Source organism: Rhodococcus sp. G6(2025), assembly GCF_058628105.1.
Map to the genome: position 1 here is coordinate 3,312,666 of NZ_CP179750.1, position 14,143 is coordinate 3,326,808.

Sequence of the window (14,143 nt, forward strand, 5' to 3'; positions counted from 1 at the left end):
GAGAGACGCTAGGCCGGGAACGCGCCGCGTGGATGCAGAATCCCGGTGGGCGGGAACCTGCGCGTCGTCAGGATCCGCCGGGGAACGGGTCGGTCACCGGATCGGTCCCGAGCGCCACGCGCCAGGTGGCCTCCCGGACGGCCGCCTCGGTCAGCGCGGTGACGCCGAGCGTGCGGGTGTCCTCCGTCTCACCGTGTTCGACGACGGCCCGCCACGCGACGGCGGTGTCGGCCTCGACCTGGGCCGCCAGCTGCGCGGCCGTGATCGGATCGGTGACCGGGAACGGCAGGGTGTAGCCCGCCTCGGCGGGCGGGGCCGTCAGCCCTGCCGCGGTCAGCGTGTCCAGGAGCCCGTCCCGGCGCGCCCGGTGGGCCGCGGCGGCGGTGGCCACCTGGGTGGCCCGGGTGGGATTCGAGAATGCGGCGACCACTCCGTAGGCGAACACCGCGGAATGTTCGGCGGTCAGCGCGTCGGCGAGGCTCTTACCCTCGGCTTCGGTGGGTGTCGTCACGGCAGCACCACCGCCAGATACGTTCCGCACGCGGCGCTGATCGACGCGCAGAGCCCCGCCCGGTAGGCGGTCAGTGTGCGCGCCGAATCGGCTGCGCTGCGCTGCGACTCGGCCAGGTCGGCCCGCAATTGATCGAGACCGGGCGGCGGCGCCGGAGCGGTCGGTGTCGTCGACGGGGGAGCGGACGTGGTCGGTGCGGTACCGTCCGGGTAAGTTCCTGCAGCCCTAGCGATTTCGGCGTCCAGTGCGTCGGCGTGTGCGGTGCGCTGGGCGCGGACGAGTTCGAGTGCCGCACCGCGATCGGGGAGCAGCGCGATCGTAGCCGCCGCGCCGGCGGCGTCACGACGAGCCAGACGCGACTGTGCGACGAGTGAATCGACCTCGGTGTCGGAGTCCGCGTCGTCGGCGCACCCCGCCAGCAGGGAGACGCTCGCGACGCCGAACGCCGAGGCTGCTGCGAACCGGAGAGCGGTGCGCCGGGACACGGCCGGACCGGATGTCGGGGGCCGGGAGACGGTGGGCATGAGCACCGGTCCATGGTGCCAGGTCGGGCCGCGATCCCGGGAATCGAGCACCGGGGCTGGTCACGGATGCCTCGAATCGGCGTTACTCTTAGATGCTCGAACCCGTCCCGGCGGGTTCGCGGTGCTGCGTGCGCAGCACGATGACCTGCCAGACCACGAACACGACGAGCGACAACTGAAACGAGGAGCTTCCCCGATGCCGGTTCCATCCAAGGAGAGGGTGACGGAGCTCATCTCCGATCTGGTGCAACGCCAGGGCTACGACTTGGAGGACGTTGCAGTCACCCTCGCGGGTCGGCACAGCGCAGTCCGGATCATGGTGGACAGTGACGCCGGACTCGAACTCGACGCGGTCGCGAACCTGAGCCACGAGATCTCCGAGGTCTTCGATTCGGTGTCCGATTTCGGGGAGTCGCCGTACACGCTCGAGGTCACGTCTCCCGGTATCGGCCGGCCGCTCACGCACGAGCGGCACTGGCGCCGGGCACGCGGCCGCAAGGCGCGTATCGATCTCGCGCACGAGACCGTCGTGGGTCGGATCGGCGTCCTCGACGGCGACTCGGTCGCGGTGGTGATCGGCTCGCGCACCGGCCCGGAGGTTCGGCGCGTCGCGCTCCCGGACATTCAGAAAGCTGTTGTGCAGGTGGAATTCTCGAAACCCGACCCGAGGGAGCTGGAACTCGCCGGCGGGATTCCCGAAGGTCGCGTGGCACCCGCGGACGCAGACGCGTCGGAAGATGAAGAAGTAGTAGAGGGGTTGGACAAGTGAATATCGACATTGCGGCGTTGCGCGCCATCGAGGCCGACAAGGGCATCTCGATCGAGACTGTCATCTCGACCATTCAGACCGCGTTGCTCACCGCCTATCGGCACACCGAGGGGCATCAGCAGCACGCGCGGATCGACGTCGACACCAAGAGCGGCATCGTGCGGGTGATGGCGCACGACGTCGACGCCGACGGCAATATGGTCGGCGAGGAATGGGACGACACCCCGGAAGGTTTCGGCCGGATCGCCGCGACCACCGCCCGCCAGGTCATCCTCCAGCGGCTGCGGGACGCCGAGCACGAGCGGAGCTTCGGCGAGTACTCCACCCACGAGGGTGAGATCGTCGGCGGCGTGATCCAGCGCGACACCCGCGCGAACTCCCGCGGCATGGTCGTCGTGCGGATCGGCAGCGAGGCCAGCGGCGCCGAGGGCCTGATCCCGCCCGCCGAGCAGGTGCCCGGCGAGAACTACGAGCACGGCGAGCGGCTCAAGTGCTACGTCGTCGGTGTGGCCCGTGGGCAGCGCGGACCTCAGATCACGCTGTCGCGCACCCACCCGAACCTCGTCCGCAAGCTGTTCGCGCTCGAGGTTCCGGAAATCGCGGACGGTTCGGTCGAGATCATCGCCGTCGCCCGGGAGGCCGGGCACCGGTCGAAGATCGCCGTCCAGTCGCGGGTGCAGGGATTGAACGCCAAGGGCGCGTGCATCGGGCCGATGGGCCAGCGGGTGCGCAACGTGATGAGCGAACTGGCCGGCGAGAAGATCGACATCATCGACTTCGACGAAGACCCGGCCCGGTTCGTCGGCAACGCGCTCTCGCCGTCGAAAGTGGTCTCCGTCACTGTCGTGGACCCCGAGGCGCGGGCCGCGCGTGTCGTCGTCCCCGACTTCCAGCTGTCCCTCGCCATCGGCAAGGAAGGGCAAAATGCCCGTCTTGCTGCGCGCTTGACCGGGTGGCGAATCGACATCCGCAGTGACGCCGCACCCGCCCCCGAGTCGGCAGGCGGACCCGCCGCGACCAGTCGTTGAGCCGGGAATGCGGAGATCGGGGCGAGTCGGCGGTAGAGTGGTCAATGGTTCAGCATGAGCATCCCGATTCTGCGCGCGTTCCTACCGGTTCACCGGTCCGAACATGCATAGGATGTAGGGAGCGCGCGCTGGCTGTCGATCTGCTCAGGGTTGTGGTTAGTGAGAGCGGGCCGCAAGGTCATGTTCTCGCCCCGGACCCGAGGCGCAGGCTTCCCGGTCGAGGTGCGTGGCTGCACCCCGTCGAGGCTTGCCTGAGTCTCGCGGAACGACGCCGAGCATTCGGCAGAGCACTGCGAGTGTCCGGAAGTGTCGACACGTCAGAAGTCGACCACTGGGTACGAGCAGGGCACCCACCCAGAGCAGTACCTCTCGAACAGAACAGGCACAAGCACTCATGAGCACACCGTGAAGCACCAGCGATGATCGTCCATCGGAGATAACCCGAGGTCGTGCGGGCCCCTCTCAGGGGAGCCTCCTGCTCGACCTCATCAGTGAGGAGAGCAGTGGCAGGCAAGGCCCGCGTGCACGAGTTGGCTAAAGAACTCGGTGTCACAAGTAAAGAACTACTCGCAACGCTCAAGGAGCAGGGCGAGTTCGTGAAGTCGGCGTCCTCCACGGTGGAGGCGCCCGTCGCCAGGCGTCTGCGGGAATCCTTCCCGTCGGCGAAGTCCGCCGATTCCGCAGCCCGTCCGGCTGCCAAGCCCGGCGCACCCGCGCCGAGCGCCCCGGCGACCGCAGCGAAGCCGGGCGGTCCCCGTCCCGGCCCGAAGCCGGCAGCCCCGGCTCCGGCTCCGGCTCCGGCCGCACCCGCTGCGGCAGCCCCCGCGGCTACCCCCGAGGCGCAGGCCCCGGCTCCGGCCGCCCCCGCGGCAAGCGCAGCCACCCCGGCTGCCCCGGCGACCAATGCTCCCAAGCCCGGTCGGCCCACCCCGGCTCCGGCCGCACCCGCAGCTCCGGCCGCTCCCGCAGCCCCGGCTGCCAGTGCACCCGCGGCTCCGTCCACGGGCGCCAAGCCCGGCGGACCCCGTCCCGGCCCGAAGCCCCCGCGTGTCGGTAACAACCCGTACTCCTCGGCTCCCGCCGAGCGTCCGGCACCCCGCCCCGCTCCCGGCGCACCGCGTCCGGGTGCACCCCGTCCGGCTCCCGGACAGGGTGGACCTCGTCCGGCTCCCGGTCAGGGCGGTCCCCGTCCGGCTCCCGGTCAGGGTGGACCTCGTCCGGCACCGGGTCAGGGCGGTCCCCGTCCGGCTCCCGGTCAGGGCGGTCCCCGTCCCAGCCCCGGCTCGATGCCTCCTCGCCCGAACCCGGGCGCGATGCCTGCACGTTCGGCACGTCCCGCTCCCGGCGGTCGTCCCGGCCGTCCCGGCGGAGCCCCCGGCGGTCGTCCCGGTGGCGGCGGCGGTGGATACCGCGGTGGCGGAGCCCCCGGTGCCGGCGCAGGCGCGCCCGGTGGCGGAGCACCCGCAGGTGGTTTCCGCGGTCGTCCCGGCGGCGGTGGACGCCCCGGTCAGCGCGGTGCGGCAGCAGGTGCGTTCGGTCGCCCCGGTGGTGCCCCGCGTCGTGGTCGCAAGTCGAAGCGTCAGAAGCGCCAGGAATACGATTCGATGCAGGCGCCCGCCGTCGGCGGCGTGCGGTTGCCCCGTGGCAACGGCGAGACCATTCGCCTCGCCCGCGGTGCATCCCTGTCGGACTTCGCTGAGAAGATCGACGCGAACCCCGCAGCGTTGGTGCAGGCACTGTTCAACCTCGGCGAGATGGTGACGGCGACCCAGTCGGTCAACGACGAGACGCTGGAACTGCTCGGCGGCGAGATGAACTATGTCGTCCAGGTCGTCAGCCCCGAGGACGAGGACCGCGAGCTGCTCGACAGCTTCGACCTCACCTACGGCGAAGACGAAGGTGGCGAAGAGGACCTCGAGTCCCGTCCGCCGGTGGTCACCGTCATGGGCCACGTCGACCACGGTAAGACCCGACTGCTCGACACGATCCGTAAGGCCAACGTCCGTGAGGGCGAGGCCGGCGGCATCACGCAGCACATCGGTGCCTACCAGGTGCTGACCGAGCTCGACGGCAACGAGCGTCTCGTGACGTTCATCGACACCCCCGGTCACGAGGCCTTCACGGCCATGCGTGCCCGTGGTGCCAAGGCCACCGACCTCGCGATCCTGGTCGTCGCCGCCGACGACGGCGTCATGCCGCAGACGGTGGAAGCGATCAACCACGCCCAGGCGGCCGACGTGCCGATCGTGGTCGCGGTGAACAAGATCGACAAGGAAGGCGCGAACCCGGACAAGATCCGGCAGCAGCTCACCGAGTACGGACTGGTCGCCGAGGAATACGGCGGAGACACCATGTTCGTCGACATCTCGGCGAAGCAGGGCACCAACATCGACGCACTGCTCGAAGCCGTGCTATTGACGGCGGACGCTGCCCTGGACCTGCGGGCCAACCCGGACATGGACGCTCAGGGTGTCGCCATCGAGGCGCACCTCGACCGTGGACGCGGCCCCGTCGCTACCGTGCTCATCCAGCGCGGAACGCTGCGGGTCGGCGACTCGATCGTGGCCGGCGACGCATACGGACGTGTGCGCCGCATGGTCGACGAGCACGGCGACGACGTGCTCGAGGCCCTGCCCTCGCGTCCCGTCCAGGTGGTCGGCTTCACGTCGGTCCCCGGTGCAGGCGACAACCTGCTCGTGGTCGACGAGGACCGCATCGCCCGTCAGATCGCCGACCGGCGCAATGCGCGTAAGCGCAACGCGCTGGCCGCGAAGAGCCGCAAGCGCATCAGCCTCGAGGACCTGGATTCGGCTCTCAAGGAGACGTCGCAGCTCAACCTCATCCTCAAGGGCGACAACTCGGGAACCGTGGAGGCCTTGGAAGAGGCCCTGCACGGCATCGAGATCGACGACGAGGTGCAGTTGCGGGTCATCGACCGTGGTGTCGGTGGCGTCACCGAGACCAACGTCAACCTGGCCGCCGCGTCGAACGCGATCATCATCGGGTTCAACGTCCGCGCCGAGGGCAAGGCGACCGAGTTGGCGAACCGCGAGGGCGTCGACATCCGGTACTACTCGGTGATCTACCAGGCCATCGACGAGGTCGAGAAGGCTCTCAAGGGCATGCTCAAGCCGATCTACGAAGAGGTCGAGCTGGGCAAGGCGGAGATCCGCGCGATGTTCCGTTCGTCCAAGGTCGGCAACATTGCCGGTTGCCTCGTCACCTCGGGTACCATCCGTCGCAATGCGAAGGCCCGGCTGCTGCGTGACAACACGGTTGTCGCCGAGACCGTCACCATCTCCTCGCTGAAGCGGGAGAAGGAGGACGCTGTCGAGGTACGCGAGGGTTACGAGTGCGGTTTAACGCTCACCTACTCCGACATCAAGGTCGGTGACGTCATCGAGGCCTACGAGCTTCGGGAAAAGCCGCGCGACTAGTCGCCATCCGTTTGGGGTGACGCAGCAGCGTCATCCGGCGTGCGCTTCTCCGGCCGATCGACTCGGCCGGGGGAGCGCACGTCTCCCCGAAGGAGGAAAGTTTGTACGTCGGTGCGCTCGAGCTCGACATCTTGCTCGGTGACGTGCGATCTCTGAAAGAGAAGCGTGCAATGGTCAAACCGGTTCTGGCGGAGCTGCGACGCTACGGCGTCTCGGCGGCGGAGACCGGGGAACAGGATCGGTACCGCCGGTCGATGCTCGGTGTCACGATGGCGAGTTCGGCGGTCGATCACGTACACGAGGTACTCGACACGTGCGAACGGCACGTCGCCGAGCTGCCGGAACTGCAACTCCTTGCGGTCCGGCGACGGATTTTCGGCCCCGAGGACTGACTCGGAGTGCCCTGCCCGCCCCGCCGCATCCGCGGCCCGGCGTGCAGAATGAACTACAGCTACACACGCAACTTCACAACTTATCCAGCGGCCAGGGAGAGGAGTCTGATTGTCATGGTGGATCCCGCCCGGGCACGCAAACTCGCCAAGCGCATCGGCACGATCGTCGCGACGGCGATCGACCACGAAATCAAGGACCCTCGCCTGGCGTTCGTCACGATCACCGATACCAAGGTGACGGCCGACCTCCACGACGCCACCGTGTACTACACCGTGATGGGTGCCGACCTCGAGTCCGAACCGGACCTCGCCGCCGCAGCCGCGGGGTTGGAGAAGGCGAAGGGCGTTCTGCGCTCGAAGGTGGGCGCAGGCACCGGAGTCCGGTTCACTCCGACGCTGACGTTCGTCGCGGACACGGTCCCCGACACCGCGCGGCACATGGAGGAACTCCTCGCCCGCGCACGCGCCGCCGACGACGAGGTCGCGCGTGTCGCGGCCGGTGCGTCCCCGGCCGGTGACCCCGACCCGTACAAGGAGCCCCGAGCCGAGGACGCGGACGACGCGGAAGTCGACGAGCCCTCCGGTTCCCGCCAGGCGGACTGACACGAACCGACATGACCCACACTCAGGAGACGTCCCTGTCTGATCTCGATCGTCACGAGGTGTTTCTGCCGCAGGCGGTCGCCGTTCTCGAGAACGCGACGTCGGTGACGATTCTGTGTCACGTCCAACCCGATGCCGACACGATCGGCAGTGGGCTCGCCCTGGCGTTGGTGCTCGAGCGCAAAGGGATTCCGGTACAGGTCGCGTTCGGCGCGCCCGACGAACTACCGGAGTCGATGCGCGAACTGCCGGGCACCCACCTGCTGGTGCCGGCGGATCAGGTGCGCCGCAACGTCGACCTGCTCGTGACCGTCGACTGCGGCAGTGCCGGGCGTCTGGGGAAGCTCGCCGACCGGCTCGCGAACGCGGGCGACACCCTCGTCATCGATCACCACCGGTCCAACACCCGCTTCGGTCGCATGAACCTGATCGACGAGTCCGCGGAGTCGACGACCGCTGTCGTGGCACAGATGTTCGACCTGTGGGGTGTGGACATCGACGCCGATCTCGCGCACTGCCTGTATGCGGGACTCGTGACCGATACCGGTTCGTTCCGCTGGGTGCAGCCCGGCACCCACACGCTGGCCGAGAGGCTGCTCGCCACCGGAATCGACGGAGCCCGCATCGCGCGGCGCCTGCTCGACACTCACCCGTTCGGCTGGCTGCCCATGCTGTCCTCGGTGCTCGGATCGGCGACGCTCGTCCCCGACGCAGCGGGAGGGCGTGGACTGGTGTACGCGGTCATCCGGCGGGCCTACATCGGAGATCTCCGCTCGGAGGAGATCGAAAGCGTCATCGATATCGTCCGGACGACGTCCGAGGCCGAGGTCGCCGCCGTCCTCAAGGAGGCGGTGGACGGCACCTGGTCGGTGTCGCTGCGATCGAAGTCCGACGTGGACGTGTCGGTCGTCGCCGGGTATCTCGGCGGCGGCGGTCATCGGTTCGCCGCCGGTTACACGGCCGAGTGCTCTGCGGACGAGATCGTGACCTCGCTCGTCGAGTCGCTCGGCTGAGGTCCGAATTCGTTGGCTGACGTCTCGGAAGTCACGGGCGACGCGACCGCCCGGACGGTGTTCGGGCTGGCGCTGCCCGCGCTCGGTGTCCTCGCTGCCGAACCGATCTATCTGCTCTTCGACATCGCCGTCGTCGGTCGGCTGGGCGCCCTGGCGCTCGCGGGCCTCGCCGTCGGCGGTCTCATCCTCGCCCAGGTCAGCACGCAGCTGACGTTCCTGTCCTACGGCACGACGGCGCGTGCGTCCCGCATGCACGGTGCCGGCGACGAGCGCGGCGCGGTCCGGGAGGGCGTGCAGGCCACGTGGCTGGCACTGGGCATCGGCGCGCTCGTGATCGCGCTGGCCCACCTGTTCGCGCGGCCGGTCACCTCGGCGATCGCCGGCGGCTCCGACATCGCGGCGGCCGCCGAGAGCTGGCTGCGGATCGCGGTGTTCGGGGCCCCGCTGATTCTCGTCGCGATGGCGGGCAACGGGTGGATGCGCGGCGTGCAGAACACGGTGCGGCCCCTCCGTTTCGTGATCGCCGGTCTCGCCGTGTCGGCCGTGGCCTGCCCGGTGCTGGTGCACGGATTGTGGGGCGCGCCGCGGCTGGAACTCGAGGGTTCGGCGGTCGCGAACGTGATCGGTCAGGCGGTGTCCGCGAGCCTGTTCGTCGGAGCGCTGGTGGTCGAGCGGGTGCCGTTGCGTCCGCGGTGGCACGTCATGCGCGCTCAGATGGTGCTCGGCCGGGATCTGATCCTGCGGAGCCTGGCCTTCCAGGCGTGTTTCCTCTCGGCTGCCGCAGTCGCGTCCCGGTTCGGTGCCGCGGCGGTCGCCGCGCACCAGGTGGTGCTGCAGCTGTGGAACCTCGTCGCCCTCACCCTCGACTCCCTGGCGATCGCCGCACAGGCGCTGGTCGGTGCCGCGCTGGGCGCCGGACACGCCAAGGGCGCCACGCGACTGTCGTGGCGCATCACCCGATGGTCCACGATCTTCGCGACAGGGCTCGCCCTGATCTTCGCCCTCGGCCACGGGGTGATCCCCGAACTGTTCACCTCCGATCAGGCCGTGCTCGACGAGATGGCGGTGGCGTGGTGGTTCTTCGTCGCGATCATGCCGGTCGCCGGAGTGGTGTTCGCCCTCGACGGGGTGCTGCTCGGGGCCGGTGACGTCGCCTTCCTCCGGAATGCCACGCTGTTCTGCGCGTTGGTCGGATTCCTCCCACTGATCTGGCTGTCGATGCTGCACGACTGGGGCCTGGCGGGAATCTGGACGGGTCTCACGGTGTTCATATTTCTTCGGATGCTCGCGGTCGTGTGGCGCGTCGGAACGGGCCGCTGGGCAGTGGTCGGGTCCGACCTGCAGACACGACACGGATCGGACAGCGATCCGGCGGCGGAACACGATCGGAAAGGTGGTTGACGTGGCACCCAAACTGATGGCGGTGAGCGACGTCCATGTGGGGCACCGGGGAAACCGCCCGATCACCGAGGACATCTATCCCGACTCGCCCGAGGACTGGCTGATCGTCGCGGGCGACGTCTCGGAGAAGACCGACGACATCCGGTGGGCGCTGAAACTCCTGCGCAGTCGTTTCGCCGAGGTCATCTGGGTTCCCGGCAACCACGAACTGTGGACGACGGCGAAGGACCCGGTGCAGATCCACGGCGCCGCCCGCTACGACTACCTGGTCACCATGTGCCGGGAGATCGGCGTCATCACCCCCGAGGACCCGTTCCCGGTGTGGGAGGCCGAGGACGGCCCGATCACCCTGGTCCCGATGTTCCTGCTGTACGACTACACGTTCCTGCCCGACGGTGCCACCACCAAGGAGGAAGGTCTCGCGATCGCGCGCGAGAAGAACGTGGTGGCCACGGACGAGTTCCTGCTGTCGAGCGAACCGTACGGAACCCGGGATGCCTGGTGTCGCAGCCGCGTCGAGGCGACGAAGGCCCGGTTGGACGCCCTGCCCACGGGCACCCGCACCGTGCTGATCAACCACTTCCCGTTGGTGCGTCAACCGACGCAGGTGCTGTGGTACCCGGAGTTCTCCCTGTGGTGCGGTACCGAACTGACCGCGGACTGGCACACCCGGTACAACGCAGTCTGCGCCGTGTACGGGCATCTGCACATTCCGCGCACCACCTATTACGACGGGGTGCGGTTCGAAGAGGTGTCGCTGGGCTACCCGCGGGAGTGGCAGCGGCGGGGACTCCCGGACCGCCTCCTGCGGCAGATCCTCCCGGTGCCGGAGTACCCGCCGGGAACACTGAACAAGTGGGGCGGCCACTTCAAGGTGACCCCCGAACAGGAAGCCGAAGTGGAGAAGATGCGGGCGAGGGGGGCCCTGTGATCGAGAGAATTCTGCCTGCCGGAGTGGTGTCGTCGGAACTGTTCGACGATCCGCCGGGCCTGCGTCCGCACCCGCAGGAGGAGGCGCTCATCGGCAGGGCGGTGGAGAAGCGGCGCCGCGAATTCACCACCGCACGTCATTGCGCCCGCCTGGCGATGACGAAGCTGGGCGTGGACCAGGCCCCTGTTCTGCGGGGCGACAAGGGGTCCCCCGTGTGGCCGCGCGGCGTGGTCGGAAGCCTCACCCACTGCGACGGTTACCGCGGCGCGGTGCTCGGCTACGCCATGCAGGTGCGGTCCGTGGGGATCGACGCCGAACCGCACGAGGCGCTCCCCGACGGTGTGCTGGACGCGGTGAGTCTGCCCGCCGAACGGGACTGGCTGTCGGGCGCGGCGGACTCCGGGCTGTGGCGCTCCGCCACCGGCGGTCCCGTGCACCGGGACAGGCTGCTGTTCTGCGCCAAGGAGGCGACGTACAAGGCGTGGTTCCCGCTCACCGCCCGGTGGCTGGGGTTCGAGGACGCGCACATCACGTTCGAGGCGTCCGGGGACGGCACGGGCACGTTCCATTCGGATCTCCTGATCTCCGGAGAGACGGTCGACGGCCCACCGCTGGCGTCGTTCGACGGACGGTGGATGGTGTCCGACGGCCTGATCATCACCGCCATTGCGGTGCACTGATTTCGGTACTGTGCGGTGCACTGATTTCGGTGCGGTGACGACGGCTGGCAGAATCGGGCCTCGTGTCTGCACGTGAAAAGCCCTCTTCCGGTCTCGTCGGCGCCGGACTGCTCATCGTCGACAAGGATGCGGGCGTCACCAGCCACGACGTGGTGGCCCGGTGCCGCAAGCTGCTCGGCACCCGGAAGGTCGGGCACGCGGGCACTCTCGACCCGATGGCCACCGGGGTGCTGGTGCTCGGTGTGGAGCGGGCAACGAAGCTGCTGGGGCTCCTCGCACTGACCACCAAGGCGTACACGGCCACGATCAGGCTGGGTCAGGCCACCACGACCGACGACGCCGAGGGCGAGGTCGTGGCGTCGGCCGATGCGTCCGGCGTGACGGACGAGGAGATCGCCGCGCAGGTGCACACCCTCACCGGAGACATCCAGCAGATCCCGTCGAGCGTCAGCGCCATCAAGGTTGACGGCAGGCGGGCGCACGCACTGATCCGTGCGGGCGAGGAGTTCGAACTCGCTCCCCGCTCGGTCACGGTGTCCCGGTTCGAGGTCGTCGCGAGGCGAACCGAGGGCACGTTCGTCGACCTCGACGTCGAGGTGGAATGTTCCTCCGGCACGTACGTCCGGGCCCTCGCGCGTGATCTGGGGATCGCGCTGATCGGCGTAGGCGGACATCTCACCTCGCTGCGACGGACCCGGGTGGGACCGTTCACGCTCGAGCACGCGCGCACGCTGGAACAGCTGGCCGAGGAGCCGGGGGTCAGTCTCGACATCGATGCCGCCGCGCAGACCGCGTTCCCGCACCGGCAGATCGATGCGGACGAGGCCGAATCGATCAGTCAGGGCCGGTGGCTCGAGCCGATCGGTATCAAGGGCGTCTACGCTGCCATCGATCCGAGCGGGCACACGATCGCGCTGCTCCAGGAACGTGGACGGCGGGCCAGCTCGGTGATGGTGGTCCGCCCCGCGACCCTGAGGTAGCGGTTCACACCAGCCAGATGGCCTGGGCGGCGGGGTTTCCGAGCTCGATGGAGTCGTCGTGCGTGCCGAGCCGGATCGAGACGGTTCCGGCGTAGTCGCGTCGCTCCAGCACGGTGATCGTGACGTCCAGTGCCACCCCGACCGAGTCGAAGTACCGCAGCATCGCCGGGTCGGAGTCCGAGATCCGGGCGATGCGGCCGCTCTCGCCGTTGACGAAGTCGCTGAGCTGGCGTGCCGGAGGAGTGGGCACCGAGCCGTCGACCGCGGGAATCGGATCGCCGTGCGGATCGCGCTCGGGATGGCCGAGCTTGGCGTCCATCCGGGAGATCATCAGATCCGAGACGGCGTGTTCGAGTACCTCCGCCTCGTCGTGCACCTCGTCCCAGCCGTATCCCAGTTCGTGCACCAGGTACGTCTCGATGAGGCGGTGCCTGCGGACCATTCCGACGGCGGCGACGCGCCCCGCCTCGGTGAGGGCGATGGACCCGTATCGGGCGTGATCGACGAGACCCTGGTCGGACAGTTTCCGGATGGCCTCCGACACGGTGGACGCCGACACCCCGATCTTCTCGGAGAGCAATTTCGTGGACACCCGCTCCTGCGACCACTCCTGAACGGTCCAGATGACCTTGAGGTAGTCCTGCGCCACTGCCGAGAGAGCCCCGGTCTCGGAGGTCGAGTCCTCGGTCACGCTCTGGTCATTCTTGTTCACGGCCACGCCAACGAGCTTAGGCAAGTCTTACCGGCGAGACACATCGACACACCTGATCCGTCGCCGGGGGACGGCCCGGGTGACCACGAACCGCGAGGTCGTGGCGCTTCGCCGGCGCGCGGGGCGGCCGGACACCCGGTCCGGAGATGAACATCGGCGCGCGGCACCGTAGGCTGCCACTCGTGCTGAGATGGCGTGGTCTCGACGAGGTTCCTGCCGACTGGGGTCGTTGTGTTCTCACGATCGGCGTATTCGATGGCGTGCACCGAGGTCACGCCCAACTGATCAGTCGAGCGGTGGCGGCTGCCCGCACGCGTGGAATACCCAGCGTGCTCATGACTTTCGATCCTCATCCGATGGAAGTGGTTCGTCCGGGCAGTCATCCCGCCCAGCTCACGACGCTCGCCCGCCGGGCGGAGCTCGCGGAGGAGCTGGGGATCGACGTGTTCTGCGTCATGCCGTTCACCGCCGAATTCATGAAGTTGACGCCGGAGCGGTACGCCCACGAGATCCTCGTGGAGCGCCTGCACGTGGCGGATGTCGTCGTCGGTGAGAACTTCACGTTCGGCAAGAAGGCTGCGGGCAACGTCGACCTGCTGCGTCAGATCGGAGACCGGTTCGGGTTCGCCGTCGACGGTGTGACGTTGCTCGCGGAGCACGCGGTCACGTTCTCGTCCACCTACATCCGGTCGTGCGTGGACGCCGGCGACATGGCCGCCGCGACGGAGGCCCTCGGCCGTCCGCACCGCGTCGAGGGTGTCGTCGTCCACGGCGACGGCCGTGGACGGCAGCTCGGCTATCCGACGGCGAACGTCGCGCCGCCCATGTATGCCGCGATTCCCGCGGACGGCGTGTACGCCGCCTGGTTCACCGTGCTCGGACACGGAGTCGACCTGGGCACGGTCACCTCCGGCGAGCGGTACATGGCCGCCGTGTCGGTGGGCACCAATCCCACGTTCTCCGGGCGGACGCGCACCGTGGAGGCCTTCGTCCTCGACCGGGAAGCCGACCTGTACGGCCAGCACGTGGCCGTCGATCTGGTGGAGCGGCTCCGCGGGATGGAAAAATTCGATTCGGTCGACGACCTGATCGTCGCGATGGGCAAGGACGCCGAGCGTGCGCGTGCGATCCTGGCGGCGTCGGAGGACGTGCGGTAAAGCCG

Annotated in this window: 15 protein-coding genes; 12 read left to right on the top strand and 3 right to left on the bottom strand. The window is 68.8% G+C overall.

Going from position 1 to position 14,143, the window contains the following annotated elements:
• Positions 1 to 67 precede the first annotated feature (67 nt).
• Both ACLIVD_RS15135 and ACLIVD_RS15140 read right to left on the bottom strand, forming a co-directional pair.
• Positions 68 to 511, bottom strand: a complete 444-nt coding sequence (locus ACLIVD_RS15135; protein ID WP_317571350.1) for a ferritin-like domain-containing protein — start codon at positions 509 to 511, stop codon at positions 68 to 70.
• Positions 508 to 1,035 (bottom strand): hypothetical protein, encoded by a 528-nt coding sequence (locus ACLIVD_RS15140; protein ID WP_105419410.1) that lies wholly within the window; start codon positions 1,033 to 1,035, stop codon positions 508 to 510. Before ACLIVD_RS15140 ends, ACLIVD_RS15135 begins: the two co-directional genes overlap by 4 nt.
• Positions 1,036 to 1,231: 196 nt before the next feature.
• Between ACLIVD_RS15140 and rimP the strand changes: the two genes are divergently transcribed.
• The 11 genes from rimP (at position 1,232) to truB (ending at position 12,269) form a co-directional block, all read left to right on the top strand.
• Entirely contained in the window at positions 1,232 to 1,804 is a 573-nt protein-coding gene (gene rimP / locus ACLIVD_RS15145; RefSeq protein ID WP_105419291.1) for a ribosome maturation factor RimP, read from the top strand.
• Positions 1,801 to 2,832 carry a transcription termination factor NusA gene (gene nusA / locus ACLIVD_RS15150; protein WP_105419289.1) on the top strand — a complete coding sequence of 344 codons (1,032 nt, stop codon included), beginning with the start codon at positions 1,801 to 1,803 and terminating at the stop codon, positions 2,830 to 2,832. The genes rimP and nusA overlap by 4 nt, the downstream gene beginning before the upstream one ends.
• A gap of 44 nt (positions 2,833 to 2,876) precedes the next feature.
• Complete coding sequence (locus ACLIVD_RS15155) at positions 2,877 to 3,230, top strand: YlxR family protein (protein WP_280784643.1); 354 nt, start codon at positions 2,877 to 2,879, stop codon at positions 3,228 to 3,230.
• Positions 3,231 to 3,335: 105 nt separating this feature from the next.
• Positions 3,336 to 6,269, top strand: coding sequence for a translation initiation factor IF-2 (gene infB / locus ACLIVD_RS15160; RefSeq protein ID WP_283334747.1), 2,934 nt, complete (start codon positions 3,336 to 3,338; stop codon positions 6,267 to 6,269).
• Positions 6,270 to 6,370: 101 nt separating this feature from the next.
• Complete coding sequence (locus ACLIVD_RS15165) at positions 6,371 to 6,661, top strand: DUF503 domain-containing protein (RefSeq protein WP_005240674.1); 291 nt, start codon at positions 6,371 to 6,373, stop codon at positions 6,659 to 6,661.
• Between the two features lie 114 nt (positions 6,662 to 6,775).
• Positions 6,776 to 7,264, top strand: a complete 489-nt coding sequence (gene rbfA, locus ACLIVD_RS15170) for a 30S ribosome-binding factor RbfA (protein WP_105419283.1) — start codon at positions 6,776 to 6,778, stop codon at positions 7,262 to 7,264.
• An 11-nt stretch (positions 7,265 to 7,275) separates the two neighbouring features.
• Positions 7,276 to 8,277: a DHH family phosphoesterase gene (locus ACLIVD_RS15175; protein ID WP_280784644.1), complete on the top strand. Its 1,002-nt coding sequence runs from the start codon at positions 7,276 to 7,278 to the stop codon at positions 8,275 to 8,277.
• Between the two features lie 12 nt (positions 8,278 to 8,289).
• Positions 8,290 to 9,678 carry an MATE family efflux transporter gene (locus ACLIVD_RS15180; protein ID WP_283334746.1) on the top strand — a complete coding sequence of 463 codons (1,389 nt, stop codon included), beginning with the start codon at positions 8,290 to 8,292 and terminating at the stop codon, positions 9,676 to 9,678.
• Position 9,679: 1 nt separating this feature from the next.
• Positions 9,680 to 10,609 carry a metallophosphoesterase family protein gene (locus tag ACLIVD_RS15185; RefSeq protein ID WP_280784646.1) on the top strand — a complete coding sequence of 310 codons (930 nt, stop codon included), beginning with the start codon at positions 9,680 to 9,682 and terminating at the stop codon, positions 10,607 to 10,609.
• Positions 10,606 to 11,289 carry a 4'-phosphopantetheinyl transferase Npt gene (gene npt / locus ACLIVD_RS15190; protein ID WP_283334745.1) on the top strand — a complete coding sequence of 228 codons (684 nt, stop codon included), beginning with the start codon at positions 10,606 to 10,608 and terminating at the stop codon, positions 11,287 to 11,289. Before ACLIVD_RS15185 ends, npt begins: the two co-directional genes overlap by 4 nt.
• Before the next feature lie 62 nt (positions 11,290 to 11,351).
• Positions 11,352 to 12,269 carry a tRNA pseudouridine(55) synthase TruB gene (truB, locus tag ACLIVD_RS15195; protein ID WP_133986559.1) on the top strand — a complete coding sequence of 306 codons (918 nt, stop codon included), beginning with the start codon at positions 11,352 to 11,354 and terminating at the stop codon, positions 12,267 to 12,269.
• Positions 12,270 to 12,273: 4 nt separating this feature from the next.
• On the opposite strand, the gene ACLIVD_RS15200 is transcribed toward truB, so the two are convergent.
• Complete coding sequence (locus ACLIVD_RS15200; RefSeq protein ID WP_280784649.1) at positions 12,274 to 12,987, bottom strand: metal-dependent transcriptional regulator; 714 nt, start codon at positions 12,985 to 12,987, stop codon at positions 12,274 to 12,276.
• Between the two features lie 176 nt (positions 12,988 to 13,163).
• On the opposite strand from ACLIVD_RS15200, the gene ACLIVD_RS15205 reads away from it, so the two are divergent.
• Positions 13,164 to 14,138, top strand: coding sequence for a bifunctional riboflavin kinase/FAD synthetase (locus ACLIVD_RS15205; RefSeq protein ID WP_025432373.1), 975 nt, complete (start codon positions 13,164 to 13,166; stop codon positions 14,136 to 14,138).
• Positions 14,139 to 14,143 lie beyond the last annotated feature (5 nt).